General features: G+C 57.0%; 17 protein-coding genes. 14 read left to right on the forward strand and 3 right to left on the reverse strand.

The features are described 5' to 3' along the window. Positions 1 to 801: 801 nt before the first annotated feature. The 3 genes from PMI31_RS15295 to PMI31_RS15305 all read left to right on the forward strand — a co-directional run bounded on the left by PMI31_RS15295 (position 802) and on the right by PMI31_RS15305 (position 4,095). A complete protein-coding gene (locus PMI31_RS15295; RefSeq protein WP_008018989.1) occupies positions 802 to 1,536 on the forward strand; it encodes a GIY-YIG nuclease family protein in 735 nt (244 codons plus the stop codon). Positions 1,537 to 2,137: 601 nt separating this feature from the next. After that, positions 2,138 to 3,217 (forward strand): hypothetical protein, encoded by a 1,080-nt coding sequence (locus PMI31_RS15300; RefSeq protein WP_008018990.1) that lies wholly within the window; start codon positions 2,138 to 2,140, stop codon positions 3,215 to 3,217. A gap of 71 nt (positions 3,218 to 3,288) precedes the next feature. Continuing rightward, a complete protein-coding gene (locus PMI31_RS15305) occupies positions 3,289 to 4,095 on the forward strand; it encodes a TSUP family transporter (protein WP_008018991.1) in 807 nt (268 codons plus the stop codon). Between the two features lie 30 nt (positions 4,096 to 4,125). On the opposite strand, the gene PMI31_RS15310 is transcribed toward PMI31_RS15305, so the two are convergent. Then, complete coding sequence (locus PMI31_RS15310; protein ID WP_008018993.1) at positions 4,126 to 4,575, reverse strand: hypothetical protein; 450 nt, start codon at positions 4,573 to 4,575, stop codon at positions 4,126 to 4,128. 254 nt (positions 4,576 to 4,829) lie between these two features. Here PMI31_RS15310 and PMI31_RS15315 point away from each other — a divergent pair, with 254 nt between their 5' ends. The 6 genes from PMI31_RS15315 (at position 4,830) to vapC (ending at position 8,631) form a co-directional block, all read left to right on the forward strand. After that, positions 4,830 to 5,888, forward strand: a complete 1,059-nt coding sequence (locus tag PMI31_RS15315; RefSeq protein ID WP_008018994.1) for a PDDEXK nuclease domain-containing protein — start codon at positions 4,830 to 4,832, stop codon at positions 5,886 to 5,888. Between the two features lie 68 nt (positions 5,889 to 5,956). Next, positions 5,957 to 6,919 carry an alpha/beta hydrolase family protein gene (locus tag PMI31_RS15320; RefSeq protein WP_008018996.1) on the forward strand — a complete coding sequence of 321 codons (963 nt, stop codon included), beginning with the start codon at positions 5,957 to 5,959 and terminating at the stop codon, positions 6,917 to 6,919. A gap of 38 nt (positions 6,920 to 6,957) precedes the next feature. Continuing rightward, positions 6,958 to 7,374 carry a hypothetical protein gene (locus PMI31_RS15325; protein ID WP_008018998.1) on the forward strand — a complete coding sequence of 139 codons (417 nt, stop codon included), beginning with the start codon at positions 6,958 to 6,960 and terminating at the stop codon, positions 7,372 to 7,374. Between the two features lie 6 nt (positions 7,375 to 7,380). Further along, positions 7,381 to 7,830 (forward strand): hypothetical protein, encoded by a 450-nt coding sequence (locus PMI31_RS15330; protein ID WP_008019000.1) that lies wholly within the window; start codon positions 7,381 to 7,383, stop codon positions 7,828 to 7,830. A 163-nt stretch (positions 7,831 to 7,993) separates the two neighbouring features. Further along, on the forward strand, positions 7,994 to 8,224 hold the full coding sequence (vapB, locus tag PMI31_RS15335) for a type II toxin-antitoxin system VapB family antitoxin (protein WP_008019002.1): 231 nt from the start codon (positions 7,994 to 7,996) through the stop codon (positions 8,222 to 8,224). Next, positions 8,224 to 8,631, forward strand: coding sequence for a type II toxin-antitoxin system tRNA(fMet)-specific endonuclease VapC (gene vapC, locus PMI31_RS15340; protein ID WP_008019004.1), 408 nt, complete (start codon positions 8,224 to 8,226; stop codon positions 8,629 to 8,631). The genes vapB and vapC overlap by 1 nt, the downstream gene beginning before the upstream one ends. A 70-nt stretch (positions 8,632 to 8,701) precedes the next feature. Here the strand turns inward: vapC and gabP are convergent, their stop codons facing one another. Beyond that, positions 8,702 to 10,093, reverse strand: a complete 1,392-nt coding sequence (gabP, locus tag PMI31_RS15345; protein WP_008019005.1) for a GABA permease — start codon at positions 10,091 to 10,093, stop codon at positions 8,702 to 8,704. A 157-nt stretch (positions 10,094 to 10,250) separates the two neighbouring features. Next, on the reverse strand, positions 10,251 to 10,541 hold the full coding sequence (locus tag PMI31_RS30785) for a hypothetical protein (protein ID WP_157213280.1): 291 nt from the start codon (positions 10,539 to 10,541) through the stop codon (positions 10,251 to 10,253). Between the two features lie 115 nt (positions 10,542 to 10,656). Here PMI31_RS30785 and PMI31_RS15350 point away from each other — a divergent pair, with 115 nt between their 5' ends. The 5 genes from PMI31_RS15350 to PMI31_RS15370 all read left to right on the forward strand — a co-directional run bounded on the left by PMI31_RS15350 (position 10,657) and on the right by PMI31_RS15370 (position 14,860). Then, positions 10,657 to 11,430, forward strand: a complete 774-nt coding sequence (locus PMI31_RS15350; protein WP_007972784.1) for an ABC transporter ATP-binding protein — start codon at positions 10,657 to 10,659, stop codon at positions 11,428 to 11,430. Positions 11,431 to 11,443: 13 nt separating this feature from the next. After that, a complete protein-coding gene (locus PMI31_RS15355) occupies positions 11,444 to 12,190 on the forward strand; it encodes an ABC transporter substrate-binding protein (protein WP_008019007.1) in 747 nt (248 codons plus the stop codon). A 78-nt stretch (positions 12,191 to 12,268) separates the two neighbouring features. Then, on the forward strand, positions 12,269 to 12,964 hold the full coding sequence (locus tag PMI31_RS15360) for an ABC transporter permease (protein WP_008019008.1): 696 nt from the start codon (positions 12,269 to 12,271) through the stop codon (positions 12,962 to 12,964). Continuing rightward, the gene (locus PMI31_RS15365; RefSeq protein WP_008019010.1) at positions 12,961 to 13,650 is read left to right on the forward strand and encodes an ABC transporter permease; all 690 of its coding nucleotides are present in this window, start codon (positions 12,961 to 12,963) and stop codon (positions 13,648 to 13,650) included. The genes PMI31_RS15360 and PMI31_RS15365 overlap by 4 nt, the downstream gene beginning before the upstream one ends. Further along, the gene (locus PMI31_RS15370; RefSeq protein WP_008019011.1) at positions 13,631 to 14,860 is read left to right on the forward strand and encodes a methyltransferase; all 1,230 of its coding nucleotides are present in this window, start codon (positions 13,631 to 13,633) and stop codon (positions 14,858 to 14,860) included. Before PMI31_RS15365 ends, PMI31_RS15370 begins: the two co-directional genes overlap by 20 nt. Positions 14,861 to 14,923 lie beyond the last annotated feature (63 nt).

The raw sequence follows: 14,923 nt of genomic DNA on the forward strand, positions 1-14,923 counted from the left end.
GGTGACAAAGATGACGTGTCACCCCCCTTGTTGTCACGGGAACCCAAAAAAAAGGACGATGCTTTTTCGCCTTATGGCTCTCAGCGCAGTCCGCTGGCAGATCAAGGCGCCCTCCGGCCCCTTGCCCTGTAGGTGTGAAGGTGGTTGACCGGAACGACACGGAAGCTGAAGACCGCATCATGGAAAACCTGATCGGGTGAACCGACGCCAAGGGGTGGACGGTTTGTCTCCCCTGCTCAGGTGCGAAATTGCATTCCACTTGCCCAACCGTTTGCATTCGACCTGACCAGTCATTTGCATTCGATTTGACCAGCACGCTTTGTAACTATGACCGGCAAAGAACGACCCAAGCGGCCGGTAAACCGAGCCAATGTAAGCGAGCGAGGGGCTGCGTATAACGGCGTTTATGGTAAATCCGGCCATAGCCGAGCTTCAGCCATGGCTGGAGTCTATTCGTGTGATGGCCGATTTCGACCCACAGCAGGCAATCAGTCGTTCCTATAAATCATTAGAAATTGGGGTTTGGGTAGCAATGGAACTGAAAACCAACGTAAGCCGAATTAGAGTTTGTTTTACTCGTCAGCGACTGCGAACTAACGAACTTTGATTCGTGAGACGGATTTATTGCACTGATTTTCGGGTGTTGGTGGCCTTTCCCCGCGATAGCGGAAACGGTTTCATAAAACGGTCGTTTTTCGAAACTATCCAGACGTTGCAACGGCAGCTGAAGTCATCGATGCAAAGAGCTGATTAAGCCGATATGATCATGGGCGTTTTAAGCCACAGACAAGGACGCTGACGATGCGCAGATACCGAGTTTTAAGGCCACATCAGCCCGCCCAAAAGAATGGAAATCTTTACTACGTGCGGCTTAACACGCCCCTTGGTATTTTCTACAAGCTGGGCTTCACTTCGCTTGAGTCGGTGGCCAAGCGTCTTGGCTATCAAGGCACTGGCGATGAGGCTTACATCGATGAGGTATTGTACTTCGTCTACCACGAGAATGCCTTCGATCTCGAAACCACGCTTCACGCGCATTTTGCCAGTCAGAGTGTCTTTCGCATGTTCAGTGCCGCTCCCGATATGCCGCTGTGTGGCAATGGTCAGTCGGAGCTTTACTACGACGATATCTTGGGACTGGACAGTGCATTCACCAAGGAGCAATCGGAAAAGACTCGCTCAAGCGTTAAGCTGGCAATCCTCATGCGTACGTGGTCGTCTGAAGAAACGGCACTCAAGCAAAAAGCCTTTGATGATGCCAAGGAGCGTTTCGTTGAGGATCTGTTCAGTAGGCTACGTTCTGGCCTGCAGGTCATCGCTCCGGTGATTAACTGGCTGTTCGGTACGAGGTTGTTCCAGGATACCGAGCGCGCCCCATCAGCAGATGCTTCTATCGCCCTGGGCATCATCGAAAACTTTAAATATGAGCGGCGCCTTAAGAGACAAAGCGAACTGTACAGGCTTAGGAAGGAAGCCCGTGAGGAAATGGAGCGAATGACTGCCGCAGCTGCGAACACTAATTTTTCACAGCCCTAGCTCGTCTTCCAGCACCTTGCCTCTGAACTCCCTGGGTATCAGCTTCAAGTAGCTTTCGCGGTCGGTCACATGCTCAATCAGCTCCAGCAACTGCCCTAGAGTTCGATGGCAAAAATCGAAGAAATCCCGATACGGAGACGCCCTGGACGAAAGGGGAAACGACTGGATGAAGGGCCGCAAACAAAAAAGCGAGTAGATTTGTGAGTAGAAAAATAAACCACCAACTCAAAAGCCAGTAAATACTAGGCCAAAACCCAACAGTTCGATTCCGTCTCTGGCACCAAATACCGAAAACCCTGAATCGCAAGATTCAGGGTTTTTTTATGCCTGCGATTTGATCAGGCACCGATCCAGTCACTTTCGAAGCGACAATTCCCCACCTCCTATCGCCGCACCCACAGGCATCCGCAACGGTTGCCGGGGCCGAGCCCTGAAAAGCTTCCGACATTGGAGAGCCCCCCTTCCTGGCGGTATCTGGCCTGTAAGAACGCTCCGTATGCTTTAACGGAAACGGATGACATACGCCGATCTTTGGTTTGTGCAGAATCGAAAGAGGAGCTGCCGCATTACCGGGAGCAGATACACAGCAGAGATATAGGCAATGACTGACGCCATCAAACCAGACGTCGAAACCGCCGAGTTTTTTACTGAACAGGAAATCAGAACTTTCAGCTTTGATAATCAGCAGTCAACCCTGCTGCACAAGTTCGCCAAAAAACTGGCCGCCATCGGCGGACCACAGGTACCAGGAGCCAAGTCCAAAGCGTCTCTGGCAGCGACCGAATTAAAGTTCTCGTTTTCGAAAAACCAATGTGAACTGCTGGACGCCTATTCCGATGGCCTTGTTTCCGTATTGATTTTTGAAGGGCTGCAAAAAATCACCGACGTCAGCCCTCCAAATGAACTGCCAGATCCGGCATCCCTGGAAAATCGTTACGACGTACTTTGTCTGGCCGCCCGCAATCAGATCTTGTTGAAACTGGTGGATAACCTTGCCTTTGCCTATGACATGGACAATGAAGGAAAACTGGTTCGACTGGTGGCCAACTTCAAGGGCGGCGGACTGACCAAAATCCCTGCCGAGCCGGACATCAAAGAACTGAGTTCCCATTCCGGCCTCGCGCTTGGCCCTCATACAGAGGCGCCTTACTGGTGCGCCGTGAACGCGAAAGACGGGCACTCGCCCTCTCCATCGTCGCTCATACTTTCCGCCTTGTGGAACCCGAGTCTTGAGCCTACGCGAGTCATTCCACTACCTTCCATACTCGAGAAAATTGGCGTCACCAACTGCCTCGCACTAACCACGGGTAACTTCCAGTTCACCCGCAGTGACTCCTTTGTCAATGGCAAAGGGGAAGATGGCCGCAACGTTTCGATTCTGGAGTTCGACGACAAGACAGGGTTCGCCGCCCGCTTTAACTCGTATCGATTCTCGGTCAATGACAACGTCTCGACCTTTGTGAAAACGGCTTACACCGCCCTTTGCCAAGGTGTGGGTGAAGCAATTCCGGTTGAATACACGCTGACTCAGGAATCAGCCATGGTCATCAACAACATCCGGGCTCTGCACTGCCGCGATGTCATCAAAGACAACAGACGGGTCTTGGTTCGTATTTTTGGACTTTCAAAATTTTCTTCCCCCATCGTTGTGTCAGAGGACCCGCTAGTACTGCAGGGCTGATTTTCATGTGATCAGGCTGTTGAACGACCAGTCATGTGATTACTGGTCAATAACTAAAAAGAGAGAACGTAATGTCCTGGGATGTAATTGGCATGTTGGCGCTCGTCGCTTTTTGCGCCGGCTTTTTTGATGCGATTGCCGGTGGTGGCGGTTTGATCACCTTGCCTGCATTGTTCCTGGCAGGTGTAGATCCGATCAGTGCAATTGCCACCAACAAATTCCAGGCGGCCTCGGCAACTGTTTCGGCAACTGCAACCTTTGCTCGCAAAGGAATGATCGAGTGGCGTGAAGGCCGCTACCTGATTATCTGCGGATTTATTGGCGGTGCCAGTGGTGCTTTGCTGGTCAGCTCTATTGATAAGCGCTATCTGGAAGTCTGCGTGCCTATCATGCTGATTCTGGTAGCCATCTATTTTGCATTCTCTCCAAAGCTGGCCAGTGAAGATCGACGCAAAAAAATCGGTGTTCTGCTCTTTTCGTTTACCGTGGCGCCGATCCTGGGCTTTTACGACGGCATATTTGGCCCCGGCGTGGGCTCATTCTTTATTGTCGGATTTGTCCTGCTCTGCGGCTTGGGCATGATGCGGGCCATGAGTTTTACCAAACTTGCCAACGCCTCATGCAATCTCGGTTCTCTGTCGGTCTTCATTACCAAAGGCGTGATTATCTGGCCGATAGCCATAGCCATGGCTTTGGCGGCCTTCGTCGGCGCTCAATTGGGTGCACGGGCCGCTGTCCGGGTCGGACCACGACTGATCAAACCCATGTTGATCGTGGTCTGCTGCGCCTTGGCCATCAAGCTGCTGAGCGTAGAAACCAACCCTTTACGCGTTGTACTCATCCAAGCGTACGCGGGTGTTAATAACCAACAACCCTGAGTCGCAGGACTCAGGGTTTAGAGCCTCTCGTTAACTCGCATCATTCCAGTGGAAAACCAGGCTATGAGCTGCACCACTGTCAACATTGGCAACGTCATGCCGTGTTTCGCCCTTGCGCGTCGCAATGACCGTGTATTTACCGGCCGGCAGTTTCACGTAAACCAGCGGACCGGCGTCATTGAGCGTCAGCACGGTTTGCCCTGGGTCTTTCTGAATAACGACGCTCACGTCGGAAGTGTATTCATTTCCCGCCCCGACAGAGAACGTCATGTGCAGGTTATAGCCGGTGGTCTGCTGAATAGCCTTCGACTCATCCTCGCCGATACCGCCGGACAGGTAGGCGATGCCGTTTTGCTCCTGGCGCTGCACCTGTACGCCAGCGCTGTCTATTGGATCAAGGCTGGCGGCGGGCGACATCGATGGAAACATCAGCACGCCGACGGCGGTGAGAGGCAACAGGAGTGAATGGAGGTATTTCATGATGACGACTCCCGGGCTCCGCAGAACCCTATCGTTACATCCTTTGGATTTCCAGGCGGGGACAGGGGTTTTAGATTGATTTGGCCTGAGTACGAAACGTACTACACCATTTGTTCCTCAGCCCTCGCCCGGATTTAGACCCGTCCTGCCGAAGAGCCCGGTATTTCCTGCCTGTCTTTCAGTAACTCCCGGCATCTTCGAAGGGTGCTCACTTGTCATGCTCTTTCGCGGCTCAATCTGCTGCGGAAGACTTCATGACGACTCTCACATCCAATGACACTCAAGACCCACAACTCGCATCACTACTTGGCAACCTTGGCGAATTGATCCGTCAGGCACGTCAGAAGGTGCTTCGGGCGGTCGATACCGTTCAAGTGCAGACCTGTTGGCAGATCGGGTGGCACATCGTTGAGTTCGAACAGAACGGCGCGCGACGGGCGGCTTATGGCAAGCGCTTGCTGGCCACTTTGGCGAAAGTGCTCAGTGCCGACTTCGGCAAAGGTTTTGACGAGCGCAATCTGCGTTACATGCGGGATTTTTATCAAACTTTTCCAATTTGGAACGCAGTGCGTTCCGAATTGAGCTGGACCCACTACCGCCGCCTGCTTCGGGTCGACAACGACAGCGCTCGTCTTTGGTACATGAACGAATCAGCCACCCAAAACTGGTCAAGCCGCGCTCTGGAACGCCAGATCAACACACTGTATTACGAACGCCTGCTGGCAAGCCGCGATCGAGGAAGCATCATGCAGGAGGCCGCTACCAACATTCAGAACATGAAAGCCAGCCCTCGGGATTTCATCCGTGATCCGGTAGTGCTGGAGTTTCTTGGTCTACCCAATGCCGGAAAGCTTCAGGAAAGCGAGATCGAACAAGCGTTGATCGAACAACTGCAAGGCTTCTTGCTGGAGCTGGGCAAGGGCTTCGCGTTCATTGCCCGCCAGCAACGCATCAGTACGGACAGCAAAGACTTCTACATCGACCTGGTGTTCTACAACTACCTGCTCAAGTGCTTCGTCATCTTCGATATCAAGCGCGGTGAACTGACCCACCAGGATGTGGGGCAGATGGACATGTACGTACGCATGTACGACGACCTGAAACGCGGCGTGGAAGACGGCCCCACTGTCGGCATCATTCTCTGTGCGCAAAAGGATGAATCCGTGGTGCGTTACTCGGTGCTTGAAGGAAACGAGCAACTGTTCGCCAGCAAGTACAAGCTTGTCCTGCCGAGTGAGGAGGAACTCCGTAACGAGCTGGATCGGGAACGGGCGGCACTTGAAGAGCGATTGCTCGATCAACCACTGCGTTGAGGCCAATGGATTGTTCATCAACGGCATGAAGACTATCGTTGTCAGCTACCCGCAAAGGACTGACGCCAATGAATTTGCAGGACACGCCTTCACTGGCCCCCAATCACATCGAGTTGTCACGGCCGACTACCACGCCCGGCAAACCGTTCAAGGAAACCGCCCCGGACGGTTTCATCCTCGGCGGCTTCACCTGGCGGCACCCTTCTCAGGACGCCGCTCGTCCGGTCGTTATCATCAACGCCGCCACCTCGGTCCGTTGTCGCCATTACTCGCGCTTTGCCGACTACCTGTTCGCCCACGGCTTCGATGTCATCACCTATGACTACCGCGGCATCGGCGAATCGCGGCCAGGATCGCTCAAGGGACTTCAGGCCTCGTGGTCCGATTGGGGTGCGCTGGATTTCGAGGCGATGCTCAAGCGCGCTCAGCGCGAATTCCCCGGGCAACCGATCAATGTGGTCGGCCACAGCTTTGGCGGCTGTGCAGCGGGCCTGGGAGCCTCCGGACAACTCATCCGGCACTTGGTGACGGTCGGCGCACAATTCGCTTACTGGCGCGACTATGCGCCCGCTCATCGCTGGCGGATGTTCGGCAAGTGGCATGTGGTGATGCCGCTGGTGACGATGCTGTGCGGCTACTTCCCCGGCAAACGGCTCGGCTGGCTGGAAGACACACCTGCCGGTGTAGTCCGCGACTGGAGCACGCCCACCGCTCGCTACGAGCAGCGCCCCAGCGGCCAGGACATCCATGTCAGAAACTTCGCCGCCGTCACCGCAAAAGCCCTGGCCATCAGCATCAGCGACGATCCCTATGGCACGATCCCGGCGATCGAACGCCTGCTCGCCTATTTCACCGGCAGCACAAACACCCACCTGCGCATAGCCCCCGAAGACATCGGCGAAAAAGAAGTTGGGCATTTCGCCTTTTTTCGCAGCGCATACCAAGCCACACTATGGCCCATTGCATTGTCCTGGTTGCAAAACGGCGAACTGCCCCCCGGTACACCCGGGCGAACGGTGCCACGCAGCTGAGCCACCCGCCCCTTTCAACGAATTACGGAACAACACCCATGGCCTCCGCCAACAAGCAGCACAAACGCGCTTCCCGCGCCAAGGCCAAGGCCAAGCAGAACCGCACCCAGCGGGCTGCCGCGCCGGTCGAACTGGACCCGAACGATGATCGCATCGACTTCGAATCGGTGGACCTGACCGAACTGTTCAAGAAAATGATCGACGCCGAAAAGATCAGCCAGCAAGCCATGTGCACGGCCTTCCTCGAAGACCCGCTGCTGGAACTGGTGTACGAGCAGGAAGGTGAAGAAGGCGCGATGGACTTCATCCTTGCCGCGCTGATCGAGTATCGCCAATGGTCCACTGAAACCGACGAGGCCGGCGCACTGGCGTGGATCGAATCACCGGCCTTCCAGGCTGACTACGTGGCGGCGTCCGACGCCATTGCCGCGCAAACCCAACAGAAACCGAACTGAGTTCCCATGGCCTCCCTGAACAAGCAACAGAAACGCGCCAAGCGCGCAAAAGCCAAAGCCAAGCAAATCCGCATGGTCGGCCGTAAATCCCTGGCACTGGACAGCGACCTGGATCTCCCGGAGCCGATCCCGGAATACACCCTGGCGATGTTCAGCAAAATGCGTGACGCGGAAGCCATCAGCCGCAGCGAAATGCTCTCGGTGCTGCTGACGAATCTCGCCTTCATCATCATCGACCATCCAGAACTGCTGGACATGGAAAACGCCGACGACGAAGGCATGGCCGCCACCCACCTGGCCGCCGATATGCTGATCGACTACCGCATGTGGGCCGACGGCATGGACCGCGACGCCGCCCAGGCATGGCTGAGCGAGCCGCAGTTCATTGCCGATTTCGGCGCTGCACTGGATGTCTACCGCGAGTCGCTGGAAGCGCCGGAAGAAAAAGCCGAGTAAAGGTTACGACTCAAACAAAAACGGCCGCTTGTCATCACTGACAGCGGCCGTTTTATTTATTACGTGTAAGACGACGCACATCCGCTGAAACGTATATCCCATTGACATATCCCACCTGGAATCTATCCTGTCTCAGTACTCATAATGATCCAGGAGGCTAAATATGGAGCAGACCACCCTTTTCATGAGCAACAGGAGTCAGGCTGTTCGCCTTCCAAAGGCCGTTGCGATGCCTGGCGACGTCAAGCGGGTGGATGTTATCGCCATTGGCAGGGCGCGCATCATCACGCCCGCTGGAGAAAGCTGGGACAGTTGGTTCGATGGAGACAGCATCACTTCAGACTTCATGAATGATCGCGAACAACCCGCCGATCAGGAACGTGAAGCGTTCTGATGATTAAATTCATGCTCGACACCAACATCTGCATTTTCACCATCAAGAACAAACCACCCGTCGTACGCGAGGCCTTCAATCGCCATCACGATCAATTGTGCATCAGTGCTGTCACGTTGATGGAGCTGATCTACGGAGCTGAAAAATCCGCAGATCCCGAGAAAAACCTGGCGATCATTGAGGGATTTGCAGCCCGTCTTGAAGTCTTGCCTTTCGATAATGATGCTGCCGCGCATACCGGGATGATTCGGTCGGAGTTGGCGAAGGCAGGAACACCTATAGGGCCGTACGACCAAATGATTGCCGGGCACGCGCGTTCCCGCGGCTTCATTGTGGTGACGAACAACGTCAGGGAGTTTGATCGGGTCCCGGGATTGCGCGTTGAAGACTGGGTTAATCCCGAGTAAGTCTGCCCCAGAAACCAAAACGGCCGCTTGTCATCACTGACAGCGGCCGTTTTGCGTTACGCGGTATGGATCAGTTCAACACCACCGCGCCACTTTTTTCCAGCTTGCGACGGCGAGCCACCAGCAATCCAGCAGCCACCACCAACACGCTGAGCAAACCGGTCGCGAGGATTTCCACACGATGGGCTTCCTGGAACAGCATGATGGTCAGGGCACCAACGATGAATGCGATCACCGCGTAGGTCAGGCCCGGGAACAGCCACATGCTGAAGACGATTTTCTCGCCGCGAGCCATGCGCTGTTTGCGCATGCGCAGTTGCGAAATCGCGATCACCAGGTACACCAGCAGCGCGATGGCGCCGGAGCTGGCCAGCAGGAACTCGAACACCGCCGCCGGGGCCACGTAGTTGGCGAAGGTTGCCAGGAACGCTGCACCAGTGGACAGCATCACCGCCCAGTATGGCGTGCCACTTTTGTTGGTGCGGGTGGACATGGCCGGCGCATCGCCGCGCTTGCCCAGGGAGAACAGCATCCGCGACGAGGTGTAGAGCGCCGAGTTCAGGCAACTGGTCACGGCGACCAGTACCACGATATCGACGATCATCTTGGCGTTAGGGATGCCCATGCGCTCAAGCACAGTCTGGTAGGAACCCAGGCTTGCCAGTACCGGGTCGTTCCAAGGCACCAGGGCCACGACGATGAAGATCGATACGAGGTAGAACAAGCCGATCCGCCAGATCACCGAGTTGGTGGCCTTGGAGATTTGCTTGCCAGGGTTCTTCGATTCCGCGGCCGCGATGGTCACGATCTCGGTGCCCATGAAGGAGAACATGGTGGTCAGGATCGCACCCAACACCGCGCCCATGCCGTTTGGCAGGAAGCCCTGGGTGTCGAACAGATGGGAAACGCCGCTGACCTGGCTGCCCGGCAGGAAGCCGAAGATCGCCATGAGGCCCAGAACAATGAAACCGATGATGGCCAACACTTTGATCAGGGCAAACCAGAACTCGAATTCACCGTAGTTCTTCACGCTGAACAGGTTGGTCACGGTCAACAGCATGGTGATGACCAGGGCGAAGGCCCAGATGTCCACGCCAGGGAACCAGGCATGCAGGATGGTCGCGGCGGCGTTGGCTTCCAACGGGATCACCAGGACCCAGAACCACCAGTAGAGCCAGCCGATGGTGAAACCGGCCCAGTGACCGATCGCGCGATCGGCATAAGTCGAGAACGAGCCGGTGTCCGGCGATGCAATCGCCATTTCACCGAGCATGCGCATCACCAACACCACCAGCATGCCGGCGGCAGCGTAGGCCAACAGCACGGCCGGGCCTGCGGCCGCGATGGCGTGACCCGAGCCGACGAACAGGCCGGCACCGATAACCCCGGCAATCGACAGCATGGTCACGTGACGCGGTTTGAGCCCCTGTTCGAGGCCGTTAGAGCTTTGGGTACTGCTCATTGAAACTACCTTTGTAAGGAAAAGCGAATGCGTGCATCCCGTTTGGATGCCCTTCTTGTAAAAAGAAACCAACGGGGTGTTCCGGAATCTGCACGCAATAATTGCGCCAAAATGTTTCAAAAGCGTCTACCCCGGCGATTTCGACCGGACCTGGCAGTCATCGCAAGCCATTGAAATCAATGGCACTTTGCCAGAACGTTACCCTGCGACCCACTTTGAGAACGAAATTGCGCACCGGAAACACATCTAAAAACGACACGGCGCACGATAAAAGTGCAGATCTGCCACGTTCGGCCGGATAGCGCTTCCAACCCCCCGCCAAAGCTGGCAACATCGCGCCCTTTTTTGCGACAGCCACCGCGCTTTTTATCGACAGGCAAGGTTCAAACGGCTGTTCGGTTGTTGATGGGGCGACAGTCTGCTGCGCCGATGCGACAACCTGCCACACGCCAGCCGTTTACCGTCCGTAGCGCTGTTGGCTGCCATTGAAACGCTATGCTAGGTTGGCCGCCTCGTCAGGAAGGCCGCCAACAGCAGGAGCGCAACATATATGAGGAACGCACATGGCTGAGGCCACGCCCGCGCTTGAAATCCGCAACTTGCACAAACGCTACGGTTCGCTGGAGGTGCTCAAGGGCATCTCGCTGACCGCCCGCGACGGCGATGTGATCTCGATCCTGGGTTCTTCCGGCTCCGGCAAGTCCACGTTCCTGCGTTGCATCAACCTGCTGGAAAACCCGCACCAGGGCCAGATCCTGGTCGCCGGCGAAGAACTCAAGCTCAAGGCCGCGAAGAACGGCGAACTGGTGGCCGCCGACGGCAAACAGATCAATCGCCTGCGCAGCGAAATCGGTTTTGTGTTTCAAAACTTTAACCTGTGGCCGCACATGAGCGTGCTCGACAACATCATCGAAGCCCCGCGCCGCGTGCTCGGCCAGAGCAAGGCCGAAGCCATTGAAGTTGCCGAAGCCCTGCTGGCCAAGGTCGGTATCGCCGACAAGCGCCATGCCTACCCCGCGCAACTGTCCGGTGGCCAGCAACAACGGGCGGCGATTGCCCGCACCCTGGCCATGCAGCCCAAAGTCATCCTGTTCGACGAGCCGACTTCCGCGCTTGACCCGGAAATGGTCCAGGAAGTACTTAATGTCATCCGCGCACTGGCCGAAGAAGGCCGCACCATGCTGCTCGTGACCCACGAGATGGGCTTCGCCCGCCAGGTCTCCAGCGAAGTGGTGTTTCTCCACCAGGGCCTGGTGGAAGAGCAAGGATCGCCACAGCAGGTGTTTGAAAACCCGCTTTCGGCACGCTGCAAACAATTCATGTCCAGCAACCGCTAACGGAGCTATCCACATGCAGAAGTACAAAAAGGTCTTCCTGGCTGCCGCCGTCACCCTGGCGTTCAGCGCCGGTGCCATGGCCGAAACCCTGAAGATGGGCATCGAAGCGGCCTACCCGCCGTTCAACAATAAAGATGCCAGTGGCAATGTCGTCGGCTTCGACAAAGAGATCGGCGACGCCCTGTGCGCCAAGATGAAAGTCGAGTGCACCGTGGTCACTTCCGACTGGGACGGCATCATCCCGGCCCTGAACGCCAAGAAGTTCGACTTCCTGATCTCCTCGATGTCGATCACCGACGAGCGCAAGCAAGCGGTGGACTTCACCGACCCGTACTACTCCAACAAGCTGCAGTTCATCGCCAAGAAAGACGTCGACTTCAAGACCGACAAGGATGCGCTGAAGGGCAAAGTGATCGGCGCTCAGCGCGCGACCCTGGCCGGCACCTGGCTCGAAGACAACATGCCGGGCGTTGAAACCAAACTCTATGACACCCAGGAAAACGCTTACCTCGACCTGACTTCCGGTCGTCTGGACGGCATCCTGGCCGACAAGTACGTCAACTACGAGTGGCTGAAAAGCGACGCTGGCCGTGGCTACGAGTTCAAGGGCGATCCGGTGGAGGAAAGCGACAAGATCGGTATTGCCGTGCGCAAAAAGGACCCGATCCGCGAGAAGCTGAACGCCGCGCTCAAAGAAATCGTCGCTGACGGCACCTACAAGAAAATCAACGACAAGTACTTCCCGTTCAGCATCTATTGATTCTGACCTGCCGGACCGACGCCGCCTTGTGACGGCGCCGGTCCCCGGCCTTGCCTGCCGCGATTTGAAAAGAAATCCATGATTATCGACCTCTACGGATTCGGCCCGGCGCTCGCCGCTGGCGCGCTGATGACTGTGAAACTGGCGCTCTCGGCCCTGTGCCTGGGGCTGGTGCTCGGTCTGTTCGGCGCCTTGGCCAAGACTTCCCCGTACAAGCCGCTGCAATGGCTTGGCGGCACCTATTCGACCCTGGTTCGCGGCATCCCGGAATTGCTCTGGGTGCTGTTGATCTACTTCGGCACGGTCAACCTGATGCGTGCCCTGGGCGAGTTCTTCGGCAACCCCGACCTTGAACTCAATGCCTTTGCCGCCGGCGTGATTGCGCTGGGACTGTGCTTCGGCGCCTACGCCACGGAAGTGTTTCGGGGGGCGATCCTCGCCATCCCCAAAGGTCACCGTGAAGCAGGCGTGGCGTTGGGCCTGTCCAAATTGCGCATCTTCACCCGGCTGATCATGCCGCAGATGTGGCGTATCGCCCTGCCCGGCCTGGGCAACCTGTTCATGATCCTGATGAAAGACACTGCGCTGGTGTCGGTGATCGGCCTGGAAGAAATCATGCGTCACGCCCAAATCGGCGTGACCGTCTCCAAACAGCCGTTCACCTTCTATATGGTGGCCGCGTTCATGTACCTGGGCCTGACGATTCTTGCCATGACCGGCATGCACTTCATGGAAAAGCGCGCCGCTCGCGGCTTCGCGAGGAGCGCCCAATGAACTGGGAAGTCATCATCAAGTGGCTGCCGAAGCTGGCCCAAGGCGCGACCCTGACCCTGGAGCTGGTGGCCATCGCCGTGATCGCCGGTTTGCTGCTGGCCATTCCGCTGGGCATCGCCCGTTCGTCGCGCCTGTGGTGGGTGCGGGCATTTCCCTACGGCTACATCTTCTTTTTCCGGGGCACGCCGCTGCTGGTTCAACTGTTCCTGGTCTACTACGGCCTGGCGCAGTTCGACGTGATCCGTAACAGCTCGATGTGGCCGTACCTGCGCGATCCGTTCTGGTGCGCCACGGCAACCATGACCCTGCACACTGCGGCCTACATTGCGGAAATCCTGCGCGGCGCCATTCAGGCGATTCCACCGGGCGAGATCGAAGCGGCACGGGCGCTGGGCATGTCCAAACCCAAGGCGCTGTTCTACATCATGCTGCCGCGCGCCGCGCGCATCGGCCTGCCGGCCTACAGCAACGAAGTGATCCTGATGCTCAAGGCCAGTGCCCTGGCCAGCACCGTGACCTTGCTGGAACTGACCGGCATGGCCCGCACCATCATTGCCCGGACCTACCTGCCGGTGGAGATCTTCTTCGCCGCGGGCATGTTCTACCTGGTGATGGCCTATGTGCTGGTGCGTGGCTTCAAGTTGCTGGAGCGCTGGTTGCGCGTCGATGCCTGCCAAGGGCGTTGATAGCTGCGTGTTGACGGGCGATGCGCTACTCGCCCGCTTCACTGCGCTGGATGCTTTTCTCACAAAGCATCAGGCGTTGTGGAAACCTCGTCCGTTCACTTATCTGCAACTACCTTGGGAAGCCTCCTACCCGGAGTTAGCCGCATGGCTACGCGGGCGAACACTGGACGACGCCGAAAACGCTCACAACCAGCCGGCTCTTCTGCACGCACCCGAACCCTTTGCATCGCTGGCAACGATGTCCGTTGCTTTGAGTGCAGTGGACGAGTTGCCTGCACGCACGCTCGAAGCGGCAGGACATCGATTGAACGTCGATGTACCGGGGCGCAAATGGCAACAGATCGAAGCGTTCGCCAGTCGGTTGCAGTTTTCCGAGGCACCGCAGCATTGGCTGGACTGGTGCTCGGGCAAGGGCCATCTCGGGCGCCGCCTGCTGCAAACGGGGCAGCAACTGACATGCCTGGAATACGACCCGGCCCTGGTAACCAGCGGCCAGGCACTCAGCCAACGTCATCACCTGCACGCGCTGCATATAGAACAGGACGTGCTCGCGGCAAACGCAGCTTCTTTACTGAGTGCGCATCACACGCCCGTCGCACTTCACGCCTGCGGTGATTTGCATGTGCGGCTGATACAACTCGCCAGTGCGAAAGGCTGCAAACAACTCGCCATTGCGCCGTGCTGCTACAACCGGATCAGTCTTGCCGAATACTCACCGATTTCCTCGGCCGCCCAAGGCTCCGGCTTACAGCTTTCCCTCGACGATCTCGCGTTGCCCATGAGCGAAACCGTTACCGCCGGAGCCCGCGTGCGCCGTCAACGCGACACCTCCATGGCCCGGCGCCTGGGCTTCGACCTGCTGCAACGGCAACTGCGCGGCGTTGACGAGTATCTGCCAACCCCTTCCCTGCCCAGCGCCTGGCTGGACAAACGCTTCGCCGATTACTGCCATCACCTGGCCGCACTCAAAGAGTTATCCACAATCGGCCCGCAAGATTGGCCAGCCTTCGAAGCTGCCGGTTGGCAGCGACTGGCCGAGATGCGCAACCTTGAGCTACTACGCGGACTTTTCCGACGTCCGCTGGAGCTTTGGCTGGTCCTTGACCGAGCACTTTTCCTCGCCGAACAGGGCTACAGCGTCCGCGTCGGCACCTTCTGCAAAACCCCGCTCACGCCGCGTAATTTTCTGCTCCTGGCCGAACGCGCTTAAACACGCCCAGCCTGTGGATAACTCTGTTGATGAAATTATCGTGGATCCAAGATCCATGCCAGT

Source organism: Pseudomonas sp. GM55 (assembly GCF_000282395.1).
Taxonomy (GTDB): Bacteria; Pseudomonadota; Gammaproteobacteria; order Pseudomonadales; family Pseudomonadaceae; genus Aquipseudomonas; species Aquipseudomonas fluorescens_CC.